This window comes from Roseovarius sp. SCSIO 43702, from assembly GCF_019599045.1.
Lineage (GTDB): Bacteria > Pseudomonadota > Alphaproteobacteria > Rhodobacterales > Rhodobacteraceae > Roseovarius.
On the sequence record NZ_CP080623.1, the window covers coordinates 2,510,441 to 2,526,025 of the forward strand.

A 15,585-nucleotide genomic window follows, 5' to 3' on the forward strand; every position below is an offset into this window, starting at 1 on the left:
CTCAGGCCGTGCCATCTGTGGCGGGCTTCATCCGCACGCCGTTGATCTTCCAGCCGCTCTCACCCTCGATCATCTCGTATTCGAGGATATGCAGCCGCCCTTCGGAATCGCGGATCATCACGTCCTGGATCGTGGCGCCGCCCCTCGCCTCCGCCCCGAGAAAGCGCACCTCGTCGGGGCGCCACACCATCGGGTAACCGCGCCGCACCATCTGGCCGAAATTCTCGGATGTGCCGAAGATGCGCCGGATCGTCGGGCTGGCATGGGTGAAGGCCTGCTCGAAATCGTCCCGCTGGAACGCCTCGATCTGGGCGGTTATGACCGACTGCGCGTCGGTCTCCTGCGCCTGCGCATCGTGGGTGATCAGGCTCGCGGCGAACGCGGTGAGGGCAAGGCTGGGACGCATGGGCAAATCCTCCTGCCCGAGGATCTAGGTCTCGCACCCGGCCGGTCAATTCTCTCTCGGCACCGGACCGAGGCCGCGGGGCCACAGGTGTCACCGCGCCGCCACGCACGTTGTGTTAACCCGGCGGACCCTCCACAAGCCACGCACCGACACGATACCGACGTGGATACCGACGTTGTGTTCGGTCCGTTAACGACCACAATTTAACCTTTGGGAACGGGGGCTTAACCCCTCATCCGGCAAGCTGCTGCAACTGCGCCCACACCGGCTCTTCCAACACCACCGGATCGCGCTCCGCCTTGCCCTGTCCGGGCATCCGCGCGCCCTCGTCCAGCGCGACGCCCGCCGCCACCTGCGCCAGCCGCCCGGCGAACGCGTCCGAGGTCGTGGGGTCGATCAGCAGGTAGAACTGCCCTAGGTCATGCGGCGGCCCCTCGGGCGCCTTGAGCGGGTTCACGTCGCGGCTCACCACGCCCCCGGTCATGCCCGCGGCAAGGATCTCGACCATGAGGCCCAGGCCCCAGCCCTTGTAGCCGCCCATGCTGACAAGCGACCCCTTGAGCGCCTCCTCGGGATCCGTCGTGGGCCGTCCCTCGGCATCCACGGCCCAGCCTTCGGGAATGCGCTCGCCCGCGGCCTTCGCCATGGTGATCTTGCCCAGCGCGACGGTCGTCGTGGACTGGTCGAACTGCATGGCAACACCCCCCTCGCCATCCGGCACCGAAAAGGCGAACGGGTTCGTGCCCAGCACCCGCGTCTTGCCGCCCGGCGGCGCCACGATGGGCGAGGCGTTCGTCATGCCCATTCCGATCATCCCCGCTTCCGCGATCTGGCGCGTGAAATATCCCAGCGAGGTGCAGGTATGCGCGTGCCCCACGGCAAGGCTCGCCACCCCGCACTCCCGCGCCGCGTCCAGCGCCTGCGGCAACCCGCGCGCGAATGCCGGCTGAGCGAAGCCATGGCGCGCATCGACCTTGACCGTGCCGGGACGCGGACGCGTCACCTCGGGGTCCGCATCGCCCTTCACGCGCCCCGAGCTGAGCTGAAGGCAATAGCTCTCGAGGTAGTAGAGCCCGCAGATCTTGTTGCCCACCGCCTCGGCCCGCGCGATCGCGTCGGCCACATGCGCCGCCACCCACGGCGCGGCACCGTGATTCTCCAGCGCGCGTTTCGACAGGCGTTCGATCTCGGAGAGGGATACTTCGGGCATGACGCCTCCTTCTTTCGTGTCTCGTTCAGGCCGGCACGACCGCGCCGGCCTCGAGGCGCACCACGCGATCCATCCGTGCCGCCAGCTCGAGGTTATGCGTGGCAATGAGTGCCGAAAGCCCCGTCTCGCGCACCAGCCCCATCAGCCGGTCGAAGACCCGGTCCGATGTGGCGGGGTCGAGGTTGCCGGTCGGCTCATCGGCCAACAACAGTTTCGGCGCATTGGCCAGCGCGCGGCAGAAGGCGACGCGCTGCTGTTCGCCGCCGGACATGGCCGAGGGACGGTGATCGGCGCGCTCTTCGACGCCCACCTGGCCCAGAAGCTCGCGCCCCCGTGCCTCCGCAGTGCGCCGCGCGATCCCGTTGGCAAGCTGCGGCAGCACCACGTTCTCGAGCGCGGTGAACTCGGGCAGCAGGTGATGGAACTGGTAGACGAAGCCCACGTCGCGCCGCCGGGCCACCGTGCGCCGCCGGTCGCCGAGTCCGGTCATGTCCACGCCGTCGATCTCGACGCGGCCCGCATCGGGCGTATCGAGAAGCCCCGCGATATGCAGAAGCGTCGATTTTCCGGCCCCCGAGGGGGCGACAAGCGCCACGATCTCGCCCCGCTCGAGGGTGAGCGCCGCCTCTCTCAGAACCGTGACCTCGTTCTCGCGGCCCTTGTTGTAGGTCTTGGAAACTCCCTCGAGGGTCAGCACGACGTCACTCATAGCGCAGCGCCTCCACGGGGTTCATCCGCGCCGCGCGGCGGGCGGGAAAGATCGTGACGATGAAACTCAGCCCCAGCGACAGCGCCACCGCCGACATCACGTCCCAGAATTCGAGCTTCGCCGGCAGGTAGTAGATCCCCCTGATCGCCGGGTCCCATGCCTCGCCCCCGGTCGCGCCGTTAACCAGTGCGAAAATCGGATCGATGTAAATGGCAAAGAGACAGCCCAGGATGACACCGCAGATCGTGCCGATGATCCCCGTGAACGCGCCACAGATGAAGAACACCCGCAGGACCGAGCTTTCGGTCAGGCCCATCGTGCGCAGGATGCCGATGTCGCGCCCCTTGTTCTTGACCAGCATGATGAGACCGCTGGTGATGTTCATCGCCGCGATGAGTACGAGGATCGACAGGATCACGAACATCACCCGGTCCTCGATGTCGAGCGCGTCGAGAAACCCCTTGCTCGCGTCCCGCCACGTCCAGAGCAGCGCACGGTCGCCCGCCGCCGCGATCAGCGCGTCACCCAGCGCATCCACATGATCGGGATCGGCCACCATCACCTCGAGCTCGTCGGCCCGCCCCTCGCGGTTGAAGAAGGACTGCGCCTCCTCGAAGGGCATGTAGACCCGCACCTTGTCGATGTCGTACCGCCCGGCCGAGAAGATATAGGTGACGGGATAGCTCGACACCCGCGGCGACGAGCCGAGCGCCGTCTTGACGCCGCCGGGCAGGATGATCTTGACCGTATCGCCCAAGCTCACACCCAGTTCGCGCGCCACGCCGCTGCCGATGGCGATGCCCTCGCTGAAATCCTCGATGTCGCCGGTCGCCGTCTCGGGATCGGCCACGCGCGGGATGGTCTTGAGGTTCTCCTCGGTGATGCCGAACACCTCGACGCCCGCGTTCCGGTCGCGCACATTGGCCAGAAGCTGCCCCCGCACCAGCGGCGCCACGCGCGTCACGCCCTCGACCTCGCGCAGGCGCGCGGCCATCTCCTCGTAATCGGCGATGGTCCGGTCGATCCGCCCCGTCTGCGCATCCACCTCCCCCGCGCTGTAGACGGTCACATGCGCGTTGGCACCGAGGATCGTATCCACGAACTCCGCGCGAAACCCCGAGCGCACGGCAAGCGTCACGATCAGCGCGAAGACGGCCAGCGTGATGCCGATGAGGCTGATCCAGGTCATCGTGCTCACGCCGCCCTCGGCCCGCTTGGCCCGCAGGTAGCGCCAGGCGATCATCCATTCGAAAGGGGCGAAAGGGGCGGTATTGCCTGCCATGTCATCATCCAAGCCGCGATTTTCGGCGGACATTGGTGTGCCGGCGCCCGAAGGTCAATGCCGCAGGCTTCATCCGTCCCTCACCGCGTCCCTGCTCACCGATGCGAGAGGCCCCGCCGGCACGCGGCAGGGCATGACACCCCTCACGCGCCGTCCAGTCAGACGCCCTTCGCCGCCCGCCGCGGCCGTCGCCCGACCAACGCGCGCAAGAGCGCCCAGAGCGTGCCGACCACCCCGAGCCCGAGCACGAAGCCCGTGCCACCGAACACCGCGCCCTCGAAGGTAAGCGGCATCGCCGGCCGGTAGTCCCGCCACGCCGCCTCGGCGATCTCGGCATCGGTCAACCGCGCGGCGTGGTAAGCTCTCGTGAACGGTCCCGCATCGCGCAACGCCGCGAGGTCGCTGCGCAGCCGCTCATACCGCGCGATGGTGGTCTCCATCCGGTCCGCCCGCGCCGTGGCCATCTCGCCCCCCGACCGCAGATCGGCAAGCGCGTCCTGCCGGTCGAGGCCCAGCGCCGCGGCATCCTCGTCGAACCCGTCCACGAACCGTGCAAGCTCATCGACGGCCCCGCCCAGCCGTTGCACATATTGCTGCGAGAACTCGGGAAATTGCGAGAACGCGGCCGCGCCCGTCAAACCGGCCGCAAGGCCCAATGCCCTGCCCAACATCTGCCCTAACCTCTGTCTGCTCTTTTGACCGAAGGATACCGCGCACCCGGAATTTCTCCAAATTCCGGGTCGTTCTCCGCGGCGGAAAACGGCTCAGGCGTCAGACGCCCTTTCCCGGCAGGTCGATCTCGGCATAGATCGCCGCCATTTTCTCGATCGCGGCCTCGGGCGACAACTCCTCGCTCTCGCCCGTGCGGCGGCAGGTCAGCTCCACCACCCCGTTCTTGAGGCCCCGCGGCCCCACCGTGATCCGCCAAGGCAGTCCGATCAGGTCCATCGTGGCGAACTTGCCGCCCGCCCGTTCGTCGCGATCGTCGTATAGCGGTTCGAGCCCGAGCGCGGCCAACGCCGCGTAGAGCGACTCGCAGGCGCCATCGGCCTCGGCGTCACCTTGCTTGAGGTTGACGATCCCCACGTGGAACGGCGCCACCGCCTCGGGCCAGATGATGCCCCTGTCGTCATGGCTTGCCTCGATGATCGCACCGACAAGACGGCTCACCCCGATGCCGTGACTGCCCATGTGGACCGGCACGGGCTTGCCATCGGGGCCCTGCACCGTCGCGCCCATCGGCTCGGAATACTTGGTGCCGAAATAGAAGATCTGCCCCACCTCGATCCCGCGTGCGCGGCGGCGGCGCTCCTCGGGGATCTGGTTGAAGACCGCCTCGTCATGCGTCTCGTCGGTGCGGGCATAGCGCGAGGTGAACTCCTCGAGAACGCTCTGGCACGCCGCCCGGTCGTCATAGTCGATCTCACGGTTGCCAAAGGTCAGATCGGTGATCTCGGCGTCATAGAACACCTCCGACTCGCCCGTCTCGGCCAACACCAGGAACTCGTGCGTGTCGTCGCCCCCGATAGGGCCGCTGTCCGCGCGCATGGGGATCGCCTGGAGGCCCATCCGCTCGTAGGTCCGCAGGTAGCTCACGAGGTGGCGGTTGTAGGCGTGCAGCGCGTCATCCTTCGTCAGGTCGAAATTGTAGCCGTCCTTCATGTAGAACTCACGCCCGCGCATGACGCCGAAGCGCGGGCGCATCTCGTCACGGAATTTCCACTGGATGTGATAGAGCGTCAGGGGCAGATCACGGTAGCTTCCGACATGCGCGCGGAAGATGTCGGTGATCAGCTCCTCGTTCGTCGGACCGTAAAGCAGGTCGCGGCCCTGGCGGTCGGTGATGCGCAACATCTCGTCGCCGTAGTCGTCATACCGCCCGCTCTCGCGCCAAAGCTCGGCCGATTGCAGCGTCGGCATGAGCATCGGGATATGACCCGCGCGCTGCTGTTCCTCGTGCACGATATTCTCGATGTTCTTCAGAACCTTGAAACCCAGCGGCAACCACGAGTAGATGCCCGCCCCCGCCTGCTTGATCATGCCGGCGCGCAGCATGAGACGATGGCTCACGATCTGCGCCTCCGCGGGCGTCTCCTTGAGGACGGGCAGGAAATAGCGGCTGAGGCGCATGGGGCGGAACCTTCCGGCTTGGTTGGCGAAACTGCGTTCGCGCGCAGGTCTATGCCAAAGCCCGCGGCGGGGCAAGCGACCGGGCGTCGGGCGAAAAGCCTTGAAACGACCGCCGCGATGCGCAATCTCGGTGCGATGCGATGAACGGAGCGATCACTTGGGCCTGCCAGTCGGAACTCAGCTTAGATATTGGGGCTTGGCCGCCCTCGTCTTCTTCATCGTCCTGTGGTTTCTGGGCGATGTCATACTGCCGTTCCTGCTCGGCGGGGCCATTGCCTATTTCCTCGATCCCGTCGCCGACCGGCTCGAGCGGCTGGGCCTTTCCCGCGCGCTTTCGGTGGCGACGATCACGCTCTTCGCGATCCTGATCTTCATCCTGATGGCGCTCCTTGTCGTGCCCACGCTGATAAACCAGGCCGTCGCGCTCTTCGACACCGCACCCAAGCTCGCGCATGATCTACAGGAATTCCTGACGCGAAGCTTTCCGCAACTCGGGGATACCGAAAGCACGCTGCGCAAATCGCTGATCCTCGTGGGCGAGACGATCCAGTCCAAGGGTGGTCAACTGCTCGAGACCGCGATCGGCTCCGTTTCGTCGCTCATCAACATCGTTCTGCTCTTCGTCATCGTACCGGTCGTTGCGTTTTATCTTCTTTACGATTGGGACCGTATGGTCGCTCAGGTCGACGATCTGCTGCCGCGCGATCACGCCCCGACGATCCGGCATCTCGCTTCCGAGATCGACCGCACGCTCGCCGGGTTCATACGCGGGATGGGCACGGTCTGCGTGATCCTCGGCACCTATTACGCCGTCGCGCTGATGGCGGTCGGGCTGCAATTCGGGCTCGTGGTGGGCGCGATTGCGGGGCTGATCACCTTCATCCCCTATGTCGGGGCGCTGGTGGGCGGCGTGCTCGCGATCGGGCTGGCACTGTTCCAGTTCTGGGGCGACTGGGTGTCGATCGGGCTGGTCGCGGGCATCTTCGCCCTGGGGCAGGTGATCGAAGGCAACGTGCTCACGCCCAAGCTCGTGGGCGATTCGGTCGGGTTGCACCCGGTCTGGCTGATCTTCGCGCTCTCGGTTTTCGGGGCGCTCTTCGGGTTCGTGGGTATGCTCGTCGCCGTGCCGGTGGCGGCGGCTCTCGGTGTGCTCGCACGGTTCGCCGCGCAGCAGTACAAGCACAGCCTGCTCTACCGCGGCGTGACAGATCACGGCGACGGTGCCTGATGGCCGACCAGCTGAGTTTCGATCTCCCGGCCCGTCCCGCCATGGGGCGCGATGCGTTCTTCGTCTCGGGCTCGAACGCGGCCGCCGTGGCGATGATCGAAGGCTGGCAGGACTGGCCCGCGCGCAAACTGATGCTCCGCGGGCCGGAAGGGTCCGGCAAGAGCCACCTGGCGCATGTCTGGGCCGGTCTCTCGGGCGCCAGCATCGTCGCGTCCACGGACCTCGCCAAGGCCGACATACCCGCGCTCGCCCAGGCTTGCGTCGCGGTCGAGGATATCGGCATGATCGCCGGCGACGCCGACAGCGAACGCGCGCTCTTCCACCTTCACAACCTGGTGCTCGCCGAGGGCCACTCCCTGCTTCTCACCACGCGCGGGGTCGTCCCGCTGAGCGGGATCGTCCTGCCCGACCTCGCCAGCCGTCTCGAGGGCACACCCGAGATTCGCATCACCGAACCCGACGACGATCTCCTGGCCGCCGTCTTGATGAAACTCTTTTCCGACAAGCAGTTACGCCCCGCCCCCGAGACGATTCCCTACCTCGTGCCACGCATCCCCCGCAGCTTCGCGACCCTGCCCGCGCTCGTCCAAAGGCTCGACCGGATGGCCCTCGACACGGGTCGCCCCATCAACCGCCGCCTCGCGGCGCACGCTCTGGACAATTGGGCGCAATAGTCTGAGACTCCGTCAACTTCCCGTTGCACCGACCCCGTATAGGCGCCGCATGACCCACGCCGATTTCCTGAGTTCCGATTTCGCGCCCCCCCAGCGGATCGACGATCTGGACCTCACGGGTCCGGGTCGTTTCTTCAATCGCGAACTGAGCTGGCTCGGCTTCAACTGGCGGGTGCTTGAGGAAGCGCAGAATCCGAAGGTGCCGCTGCTCGAGCGGCTTCGTTTCCTGTCCATCTCGGCCACCAATCTCGACGAATTCTACAACGTGCGCGTCGCCGGCCTTCGGGAGCTCGCACGGGCCGGAAACACCACCCCTGCCGCCGATGGGCTAAGCCCTGCGGAACAGCTGGTCCTGATCAACGAAGACGCTCGTAACCTGTTGACAAAACAGCAGGAAACCTACCAGTCCCTGCGCATCGAGATGGAGCGGGAAGGCATCCTGATCCTTGATCGGTCGCAGCTTGACGACGAGGATCGTGCCCATCTCGAGACGGTGTTCATGCAGTCCGTCTTTCCGGTGCTGTCGCCGCTCGCCATCGACCCGGCGCACCCGTTTCCCTTCATCCCCAATCTCGGCTTCTCGCTCGCACTTCAGTTGGAACGGCAGGCGGACAAGCGGACGCTTCAGGCGCTCTTGCCCATTCCCCAACAGATCGCGCGCTTCGCGCCGCTTCCTCCGCGGGACGGTGCCGTCCGGTTCCTGCCGCTCGAGGAACTGTTGCTGGAGCATCTGGGAAGTCTGTTTCCCGGATATTCCTACAAGGGTCACTGCGCCTTCAGGGTGCTTCGGGACAGCGATCTTGAAGTCGAGGAAGAGGCCGAGGATCTCGTCCGGGAGTTCGAGGTTGCGTTGAAACGGCGGCGCAGGGGCGAGGTCGTCCGCATGAAAATATCGGCTCAAGCCCCTGAAAAACTTAGGCGTCTCGTGATGAGTGAGCTTCACGTCAACCCGGACGAAGTCGTCGAGGTTGACGGGCTTCTCGGGCTGGCCGACCTCAAGGAACTGGTGCTTGAATCGCGGCCAGATCTTCTCTGGCCGCCCTTCACCCCGCGGGTTCCGGAGCGTGTCCAGGATCACGACGGCGATATGTTCGCGGCGATCCGGCAGAAGGACATGCTTCTGCACCATCCCTACGAGACCTTCGACATGGTCATCCGGTTCATCGCGCAGGCCGCGCGCGATCCGGATGTCGTGGCGATCAAGCAGACGCTCTACCGCACTTCGAACGACTCGCCCATCGTGGCGGCATTGTGCGAGGCGGCGGAAAACGGCAAGTCCGTCACCGCGCTTGTCGAACTCAAGGCAAGGTTCGACGAAGCCGCCAACATCCGCCAGTCACGCAGGCTCGAGCGCGCGGGCGCGCATGTCGTCTACGGATTCCTCAACCTCAAGACCCATGCCAAGATCAGCACCGTTGTGCGCCGCGAGGGCAATGCGCTTGTCACCTACACACATTACGGCACCGGAAATTACCATCCGATTACCGCACGGATCTATACCGACCTTTCGCTCTTTACCTGCGATGCGACGCTCGGCCGAGATGCGACCAAGGTTTTCAATTACTTGTCGGGCTATGCTCAACCGGATCATCTTGAGAACCTGGCGATTTCACCGCTGACCCTCAAGCCGCGCCTGCTCGAGATGATCGCCGAGGAGAAGGCCCATGCAGAGGCCGGCCGGCCCGGGGCGATCTGGGCCAAGATGAATGCGCTGATCGAACCGGGGGTCATCGACGCGCTTTACGAGGCGAGCCAGGCGGGCGTGAAGATCAGCCTGGTGGTGCGGGGCATCTGCGGGCTTCGTCCGGGAATCGAGGGGCTATCGGAGAATATCCGCGTCAAATCCATCGTAGGGAGGTTCCTGGAACACTCGCGCATCGTCTGTTTCGGGAACGGGCACGGCCTGCCGCACAAGAAGGCCCGCGTCTTCATCAGCTCCGCCGACTGGATGGGGCGGAACCTCAACCGGCGCGTGGAGACGCTGGTCGAGATCGAGAACCCGACCGTCAAGGCGCAGATCACGAGCCAGGTGATGGCGGCCAACATGGCGGATACCGCACAAAGCTGGGTGATGGCGCCCGATGGCAGCTTTACCAGACAACCTATTGAAGAAGGCGTATTTTCTTTCAGTTGCCATCGCTTCTTCATGGAGAATCCCTCCCTCTCGGGCCGGGGTTCGGCGGGGGCGGCGGATGTGCCCAAGCTCACGCATACCGACGATTGACCGGCCAAGACCGCTTGGCGCATAAGAGGGCGACACAGGCGCCGGGGGATACATGACAGACGCGCGGACCGTCGAAAGCAATCCGTTTGGCAGACCCTTGTTCGACAAGCCCTCGGCGCGCGCCCTGCGGCGCGTGGGAGTCGTGGACGTGGGCTCGAACTCGGTCAGGATGGTGGTCTTTGACGGCGCGGCGCGGTCCCCGGCCTATTTCTATAACGAGAAGATCATGTGCGCCCTGGGGGCGGGCATGTCCGAAACGGGGCATCTCAACCCCGAGGGCCGCGTGCGCGCCCTTAACGCCTTGAAAAGGTTTCGCCGCCTCGCCGAAGGGATGGGCACCGGCCCGCTTTACATCGTGGCGACAGCAGCCGTGCGCGAAGCGCGCGACGGGCAGGACTTCTGCGACGAGGTGCTGGCGCAGACCGGGCAGAAGATCTGGGTGATCGACGGGCGCGAGGAGGCGCGACTCTCGGCGCAGGGCGTCTTGCTGGGATGGCCGGGATCCTACGGGCTTGTCTGCGACATCGGCGGATCTTCCATGGAGTTGGCCGAGATCCAGCGTGGGCGGGTCGGCCGGCGCGTGACCTCGCCGCTGGGGCCGCTGAAGCTTCGGGACATCAAGGGCGGAAAACGCGAAAGGTCGAGATATATCAAGTCTGTCATCTCCAATCTTCATGTCGAGATGGGTGACCAGAACGATCGCCTGTTCCTTGTCGGCGGGTCGTGGCGGGCCATCGCGCGGATCGACATGGAGCGGCGCGGATATCCGCTCCACGTGCTGCACGAATATCGCATGACAGCCAAGGCGGTGCGCGAGACCGCGAAATTCATCGCCGAACATGACCCGGAGGCGCTTCGGCAGCGCTGCGGCGTGTCGTCGTCGCGCATGGCCCTGGTCCCGATCGCCATCGAGGTGTTGAAAGAAGTCGTCCGCACGTTTCGCCCCCATGACATCGCGATCTCGAGCTACGGGCTTCGCGAGGGGATGCTCTACGAGCAGATGCCCCAACGGCTCAAGGATCGCGACCCGCTGATCGAGGCCTGCCGCTTTGCCGAGCACAAGGATGCGCGCGTGCCCGGATTCGGCAAGGTCGTCTACAACTTTATCCATCCATTGGTTAAGGAATGGCCAAAGGAGCGTCGCCGGTTGATCAAGGCGGCATGCCTACTGCATGACGTGAGCTGGCGGGCGCATCCCGACTATCGCGCCGAGGTCTGTTTCGATAACGCGACCCGTGCGAACCTTGGCGGGCTGAAACATTCCGAACGCCTCTTCCTGGCGCTCGCGCTCATGTACCGATATTCAAGCAAGCACGAGAAAACGAAGTTCGGTCTTTTCGCCGACCTCATCCCGGCACGCGACCGGCTCGAGGCCGAGATCATCGGCAGGGCCATGCGCTTTGCCGCGATGCTGTGGCTTGAAAAGGACGCGGACCCCGGCGAGTTGCGGTGGTTTCCGCGAAAGAAGCTCCTGGAACTGAACCTCGCCCCGGAAGCGGTCGATCTCTACGGCGAAGTGGCGCAGGCGCGCTTCGAGGCGCTGGCCAAGACGCTGGGGGCGCGCACGAAGGTCGTCACGTAAGCCCCTGTCCGGTATCAGATTTCGATATCTTCGCCCGGCTCCGGCTCGACCATCTCGGCGGGGGTCTTCTTGCGGATGATGATGTCGCCATTGGGGAGCATCTCGGGCGGATGGTAGTTCGACAGATCCTCGATCCGGCCCATGATGTCGGCCAGCGCCGGCCCCATCTCGCGAACGAATTCGCGCATCCCCGGCTCGAGGTTCCGCGCCAGTTCGCGCAGGTCCTTCATGGCCGGCTCCATCTCCTGCGCGAGCCCTTCGAATAGGAGGCGCGCGCCTTCCTCCATGAGCGACAGGCCGTCGCCCTCCTTGTCATCCTGTGCAAGGGCAGGGCCGGAAAGACCGACAGCAAGGGCGGAGGTGAGGATGAGATGTTTCATGACCTAAAATATAGGCGCATGTCGCGGGTTGTGAAGGCAGGGCGTGTTCATCTTGGCGAAACTTCGGTTAACGCCCTTATTTTGCGGGATTTCGACGTCGGTATCCATGTCGGTATCCACGTCGGTATCACGTCGGTGCGACCGCGCGTTGCGTTAGGGGGTTAACGAAGCGCGCGGGTCAGATATCGATGTCGAGCGTGACCGGAAAATGATCGGACGCGGTGAGCAGCGCCTCGCGCAGTTCGGGCACGCGCCAGCAGTCGGGATCGTCGAAAGGGTGCCAGATCCGCCAGTGCGGCGCCTTCGCGCAGAGATCGGGCGAGACCATGATGTAGTCGAGCAACGCCTGCATGTAGCGCCTGGTATCGGCGAGGTAGAAACGCGAGGTGCTGTGCCGGGGTCCGATGCGGCGGGTGAGCGCATCGCGGGCATGGGGGTCGAAAAGCGCGTCCTGCCCCTCGCCCATCACGATCTCGACCGAGGAGCGCCCGAAGAGGTTTTCGTATTCGTCGAGGCCGGGACCGTCGTTCAGGTCGCCCATGAGGATCACCGGCTCGCCCAGCGCGAGATGTTCGGCCACCCGGGCGCGCAGCCAGATCGCCTGCGCCAGCTGTTTGCGGCGGTTGGCGATGCCGATACGCATGAGCGCGGCCTCGGTCGTGGCGCCGTGTGGCGCCTTGGACTTGAGGTGCACGCCGATCATGCGGATCGCGGTTCCCGACGCGGTGCGCGCGGCAAGCTCGAGCGGCGGCTTGGAGAAGGTCACGACATCCTCGGTGGCGTCGATGTCGAGGTCGATGCGGAAGGAGCCGTCGAAACGTGGCGCGGCGCCGGCGCCGCCTTGCGGATCATGCGCGACCGAGAGCGCGTCCGGATCGTGGAGCATCGCGATTTCCTGCTGGGTGTCGTTGGGAAACCCCAGCACCGCGGCACGGGCACGCAGCCCCATGGCGGCCGCGAACCCCTCGAGCGCGCGCACGGTTGAGCGGCGGCTGTTCTGGTCGGGCGCCTCGATCACCATGATCGCATCCGCGTCGAGCGCGGTGAGAACTGTGCCGATGGCGGCGATCTGGTCGGAGCGCGTGACGTCGCGGCGCGCGGACCAGCCGCCATCGTCGAGCAGCCTGCCGGCGTCGTCGAAGAGCGCGTTGAACCATTCGATGTTATAGGTCGCGATCCGCATGGTCCCGTGCCTCGTTGATCTCTTCCCACGCGCGGTTGATGGCCACCATGCGTTTCTCGGCGAGCTTGATCGCCTCCTCCGGCACCCCGCGCGCGAGCATCCGATCGGGATGCGTGTCCCGAACCTGGCGGCGCCAGGCATCTCGGATCTCGTCGAGAGGCGCATCGCGAGAGACGCCGAGCACGGCGTAGGGATCGCGCGGGGCGCCTTCGACGAAACGGGCGCGGATGGCGCGGAAGTCGGCTTCGGGCAACTCGAAGAGCTCGGCCACCCGTTCGAGGAACAGATCCTCGTTGGGATGATAGACCCCATCCGCCATGGCGATGTGAAAAAGCCCCTCCATGAGATCGCAAAGCGCCGCGCGCTCGCCCGCGAACATGGTGCGGATACGCGCGGCATATTCCTCGAACCCCGCCACGTCCTGCCGGGCGAGGTTGAAGACCCGCGCCGCGCCGGGCTCGTCGTCACGGGCGATCTGGAACACCTCGCGGAAGGCCGTCACCTCGTCACGGGTCACGAGCCCGTCGGCCTTGGCCATCTTGGCCGAGAGCGCGATGACCGCGATGGTGAAGGCCACCGTCCGCTCGGGCGGGGTGCGCAGGCGGTCGAAGACGACCGTGAGGCTTTCGCCGGCGGCGAGCGCGGAGATGGCGTCGGAGATGCGGGACCAGAGAGACATGGAACGGATGATAGAGGGTTTCGGGCACGGTGTGGATGGGCGAATGGGCGCGCTCGGAAGTGACGGGCAAAGTCGAGCGTCAGAGGGAGCGGTGGAGGAGCAGGAGGTCGATCTCGCGGTCGAACTTGTAACCGGCCTTCGGGATGACACCGGCACGGGTGAAGCCCATGCGCTCGTGAAAGGCAATGGCACCCGGGTTCTCGGCGCTGATCCCGGCAACAAGGCCGCTTACCCCCGCCGCCCGAGCATGCTCGATCAATGCCGAGAGAAGCGCCCGGCCCCTGCCCTGACCACGGTGATCTGGCGCGAGAATGATCGTGTGCTCCATCGTGCGGGCGTAGCCCGCGCCGGGGCGGAACTGTGCGTAGGTCGCGAAGCCTGCAAGCGCGTCGGCATGCTCGGCCACGAGGAAGGCGTGTCCGGCCACCGATTTCGCCACGATGTCGGCCGCGATGTCATCGGCGGTCCTGGGTGTCGCGGTGAAGGTGAAGGGGGTGTCGCGGACAACCGGCGCCCAGAGCGCCGCGATGGCGGACGCGTCGTCGGGCGTGGCTGCCCGGAGCATCATGCGAGCGCGCGTGGCCCCGACGGCGTGTCGATGATGGCCGATAGGGCGACGGGGCCTTCTTGGTAGCGGACAAGCGGGGTCTGAAGGAGCGGGGAGAGCCGGGCGCGCAGGTCGCGGGCCTCGGGGTGGGTCACGACGAGTTCGCGCAGGGCGCACCCGGCCTCGGGGAGCCGCGCGGCGGGATGCGCCTCGCAATCCCACTGCATGATCGCGGGGTGGCAATCGTTGAAGGGCAGGATGCCGGTGTCGGGCACCGCCATGCGCCATGCCAGATCGCCCCGGGTGAGCGAGACGGGCGTGCCCGCGCCGGGAAGCCGTGCGAGATCGGCGTCGAGATCGGTCGAACGGCAGATCCAGTTGCCGAGGCGCGGCGGGCCGCCGAAACTGTCGAGATCGAACCACCGCGGCTGTTGCGCGCCGGTCGCCTCGGGGTCGATGGCGATCACCTCGAGATAGAGGCCGTCCGCCAGCCCCAGAAGCATGTTGTGCGTCCCAAACCGCGCGTGGCGGCCGCCCGGCACCATCTCGACACCGAGCAAGCCCTCGACCCAGCGGCGCCCCTCGTCGAGGGTCTCGCAGGCGACAGCGATGTGATCGAGCGCGAGCATGTCGTTTTCCTTGTGAAATGGGTGGTTTCGATAGTGCACAGGCGTCCGGTTGCGCCACTTTCGTAGCAGATTGAAACAAACCGAGAAGGATGACAATGCTCCCGCGCGCGATGGGCCGCTTCGAATTAGGGCTTCCGGCCGATCCATGACGCGACGGCGTGGCCTGCCCTGCCCGAGGAGATCGAGGGGGCCGGGACGGAGACGCAGGCAGCCTAGATCGCGGTGCGGATCAGCGCGGCGATCGCCCAGAGAGCGACGGCGACGGTCGGATAGAAGGTCGCCGCGAAGCCGAAGGCGCGGAGCGGCGGGGCCAGATGATACCCCAGCCAGAAGAGAAGTCGCGCCATGGCGAAGCCGAGACCCAGTGTCACGATCATGCCCGGCCCCCGAGCGCCGAGGAGCACCGCGGCGGCGGGCCAGATGGCAAGTGCAAGGGCCAGTTGCTCGACCGTGTTGGAGATGACGCGGAGGTCGATCGCCGCCGGGTGGTCGGCGGGGGGCGCGTCGCCGTCGATCAGCGTTTCATCGAAGAACCGTCGCGCGGCCATGCGGCCCAGCATGAGCATCAGGACCAGGCCGGGTGCCAGGAACGCGGTCATGATGACCGGCATCAGGGTGAAGACCGGGAGGGTGATGACCCATCCGCCGATCCAGAGAAGCGCCATGGTCCAGAGCGCACCACCCGCCATGCCGAGCATGATCCGGTTGCGCGCGCGCATCTC

Annotated in this window: 16 protein-coding genes; 4 read left to right on the plus strand and 12 right to left on the minus strand. The window is 65.9% G+C overall.

Translation table 11 applies throughout. The features are described 5' to 3' along the window. Position 1: 1 nt before the first annotated feature. The 6 genes from K1T73_RS12430 to proS form a co-directional block, all read right to left on the minus strand. Entirely contained in the window at positions 2 to 406 is a 405-nt protein-coding gene (locus K1T73_RS12430) for a DUF4864 domain-containing protein (protein WP_220601006.1), read from the minus strand. A 232-nt stretch (positions 407 to 638) separates the two neighbouring features. Further along, positions 639 to 1,616 (minus strand): Ldh family oxidoreductase, encoded by a 978-nt coding sequence (locus K1T73_RS12435; RefSeq protein ID WP_220601007.1) that lies wholly within the window; start codon positions 1,614 to 1,616, stop codon positions 639 to 641. Between the two features lie 25 nt (positions 1,617 to 1,641). Then, entirely contained in the window at positions 1,642 to 2,325 is a 684-nt protein-coding gene (locus K1T73_RS12440; protein ID WP_220601008.1) for an ABC transporter ATP-binding protein, read from the minus strand. After that, a complete protein-coding gene (locus K1T73_RS12445) occupies positions 2,318 to 3,607 on the minus strand; it encodes a lipoprotein-releasing ABC transporter permease subunit (RefSeq protein WP_409077707.1) in 1,290 nt (429 codons plus the stop codon). The genes K1T73_RS12440 and K1T73_RS12445 overlap by 8 nt, the downstream gene beginning before the upstream one ends. A gap of 158 nt (positions 3,608 to 3,765) precedes the next feature. Next, entirely contained in the window at positions 3,766 to 4,278 is a 513-nt protein-coding gene (locus K1T73_RS12450) for a DUF2937 family protein (RefSeq protein WP_220601009.1), read from the minus strand. Positions 4,279 to 4,378: 100 nt separating this feature from the next. Continuing rightward, positions 4,379 to 5,737 (minus strand): proline--tRNA ligase, encoded by a 1,359-nt coding sequence (proS, locus tag K1T73_RS12455; RefSeq protein WP_220601010.1) that lies wholly within the window; start codon positions 5,735 to 5,737, stop codon positions 4,379 to 4,381. A 157-nt stretch (positions 5,738 to 5,894) separates the two neighbouring features. On the opposite strand from proS, the gene K1T73_RS12460 reads away from it, so the two are divergent. Genes K1T73_RS12460 through K1T73_RS12475 form a run of 4 tightly spaced genes read left to right on the plus strand, consistent with a single transcriptional unit; the run spans position 5,895 to position 11,445 of the window. Next, positions 5,895 to 6,965, plus strand: coding sequence for an AI-2E family transporter (locus tag K1T73_RS12460; protein ID WP_220601011.1), 1,071 nt, complete (start codon positions 5,895 to 5,897; stop codon positions 6,963 to 6,965). Beyond that, on the plus strand, positions 6,965 to 7,639 hold the full coding sequence (locus K1T73_RS12465; RefSeq protein WP_220601012.1) for a chromosomal replication initiator DnaA: 675 nt from the start codon (positions 6,965 to 6,967) through the stop codon (positions 7,637 to 7,639). Before K1T73_RS12460 ends, K1T73_RS12465 begins: the two co-directional genes overlap by 1 nt. Before the next feature lie 49 nt (positions 7,640 to 7,688). Further along, entirely contained in the window at positions 7,689 to 9,863 is a 2,175-nt protein-coding gene (locus K1T73_RS12470; RefSeq protein ID WP_220601013.1) for an RNA degradosome polyphosphate kinase, read from the plus strand. A gap of 52 nt (positions 9,864 to 9,915) precedes the next feature. Beyond that, positions 9,916 to 11,445, plus strand: a complete 1,530-nt coding sequence (locus K1T73_RS12475) for a Ppx/GppA family phosphatase (RefSeq protein ID WP_220601014.1) — start codon at positions 9,916 to 9,918, stop codon at positions 11,443 to 11,445. Positions 11,446 to 11,459: 14 nt separating this feature from the next. On the opposite strand, the gene K1T73_RS12480 is transcribed toward K1T73_RS12475, so the two are convergent. The 6 genes from K1T73_RS12480 to K1T73_RS12505 form a co-directional block, all read right to left on the minus strand. After that, entirely contained in the window at positions 11,460 to 11,825 is a 366-nt protein-coding gene (locus tag K1T73_RS12480) for a hypothetical protein (RefSeq protein ID WP_220601015.1), read from the minus strand. A gap of 178 nt (positions 11,826 to 12,003) precedes the next feature. Next, positions 12,004 to 13,008, minus strand: coding sequence for an endonuclease/exonuclease/phosphatase family protein (locus K1T73_RS12485; protein WP_220601016.1), 1,005 nt, complete (start codon positions 13,006 to 13,008; stop codon positions 12,004 to 12,006). Next, positions 12,989 to 13,687: a molecular chaperone DjiA gene (locus tag K1T73_RS12490; RefSeq protein WP_220601017.1), complete on the minus strand. Its 699-nt coding sequence runs from the start codon at positions 13,685 to 13,687 to the stop codon at positions 12,989 to 12,991. Before K1T73_RS12490 ends, K1T73_RS12485 begins: the two co-directional genes overlap by 20 nt. A 79-nt stretch (positions 13,688 to 13,766) precedes the next feature. Next, positions 13,767 to 14,255: a GNAT family N-acetyltransferase gene (locus K1T73_RS12495; RefSeq protein WP_310794392.1), complete on the minus strand. Its 489-nt coding sequence runs from the start codon at positions 14,253 to 14,255 to the stop codon at positions 13,767 to 13,769. After that, on the minus strand, positions 14,252 to 14,863 hold the full coding sequence (locus K1T73_RS12500; RefSeq protein WP_220601018.1) for a VOC family protein: 612 nt from the start codon (positions 14,861 to 14,863) through the stop codon (positions 14,252 to 14,254). The genes K1T73_RS12495 and K1T73_RS12500 overlap by 4 nt, the downstream gene beginning before the upstream one ends. Positions 14,864 to 15,075: 212 nt before the next feature. After that, positions 15,076 to 15,582 (minus strand): MAPEG family protein, encoded by a 507-nt coding sequence (locus K1T73_RS12505; protein ID WP_220601019.1) that lies wholly within the window; start codon positions 15,580 to 15,582, stop codon positions 15,076 to 15,078. Positions 15,583 to 15,585: the final 3 nt, after the last annotated feature.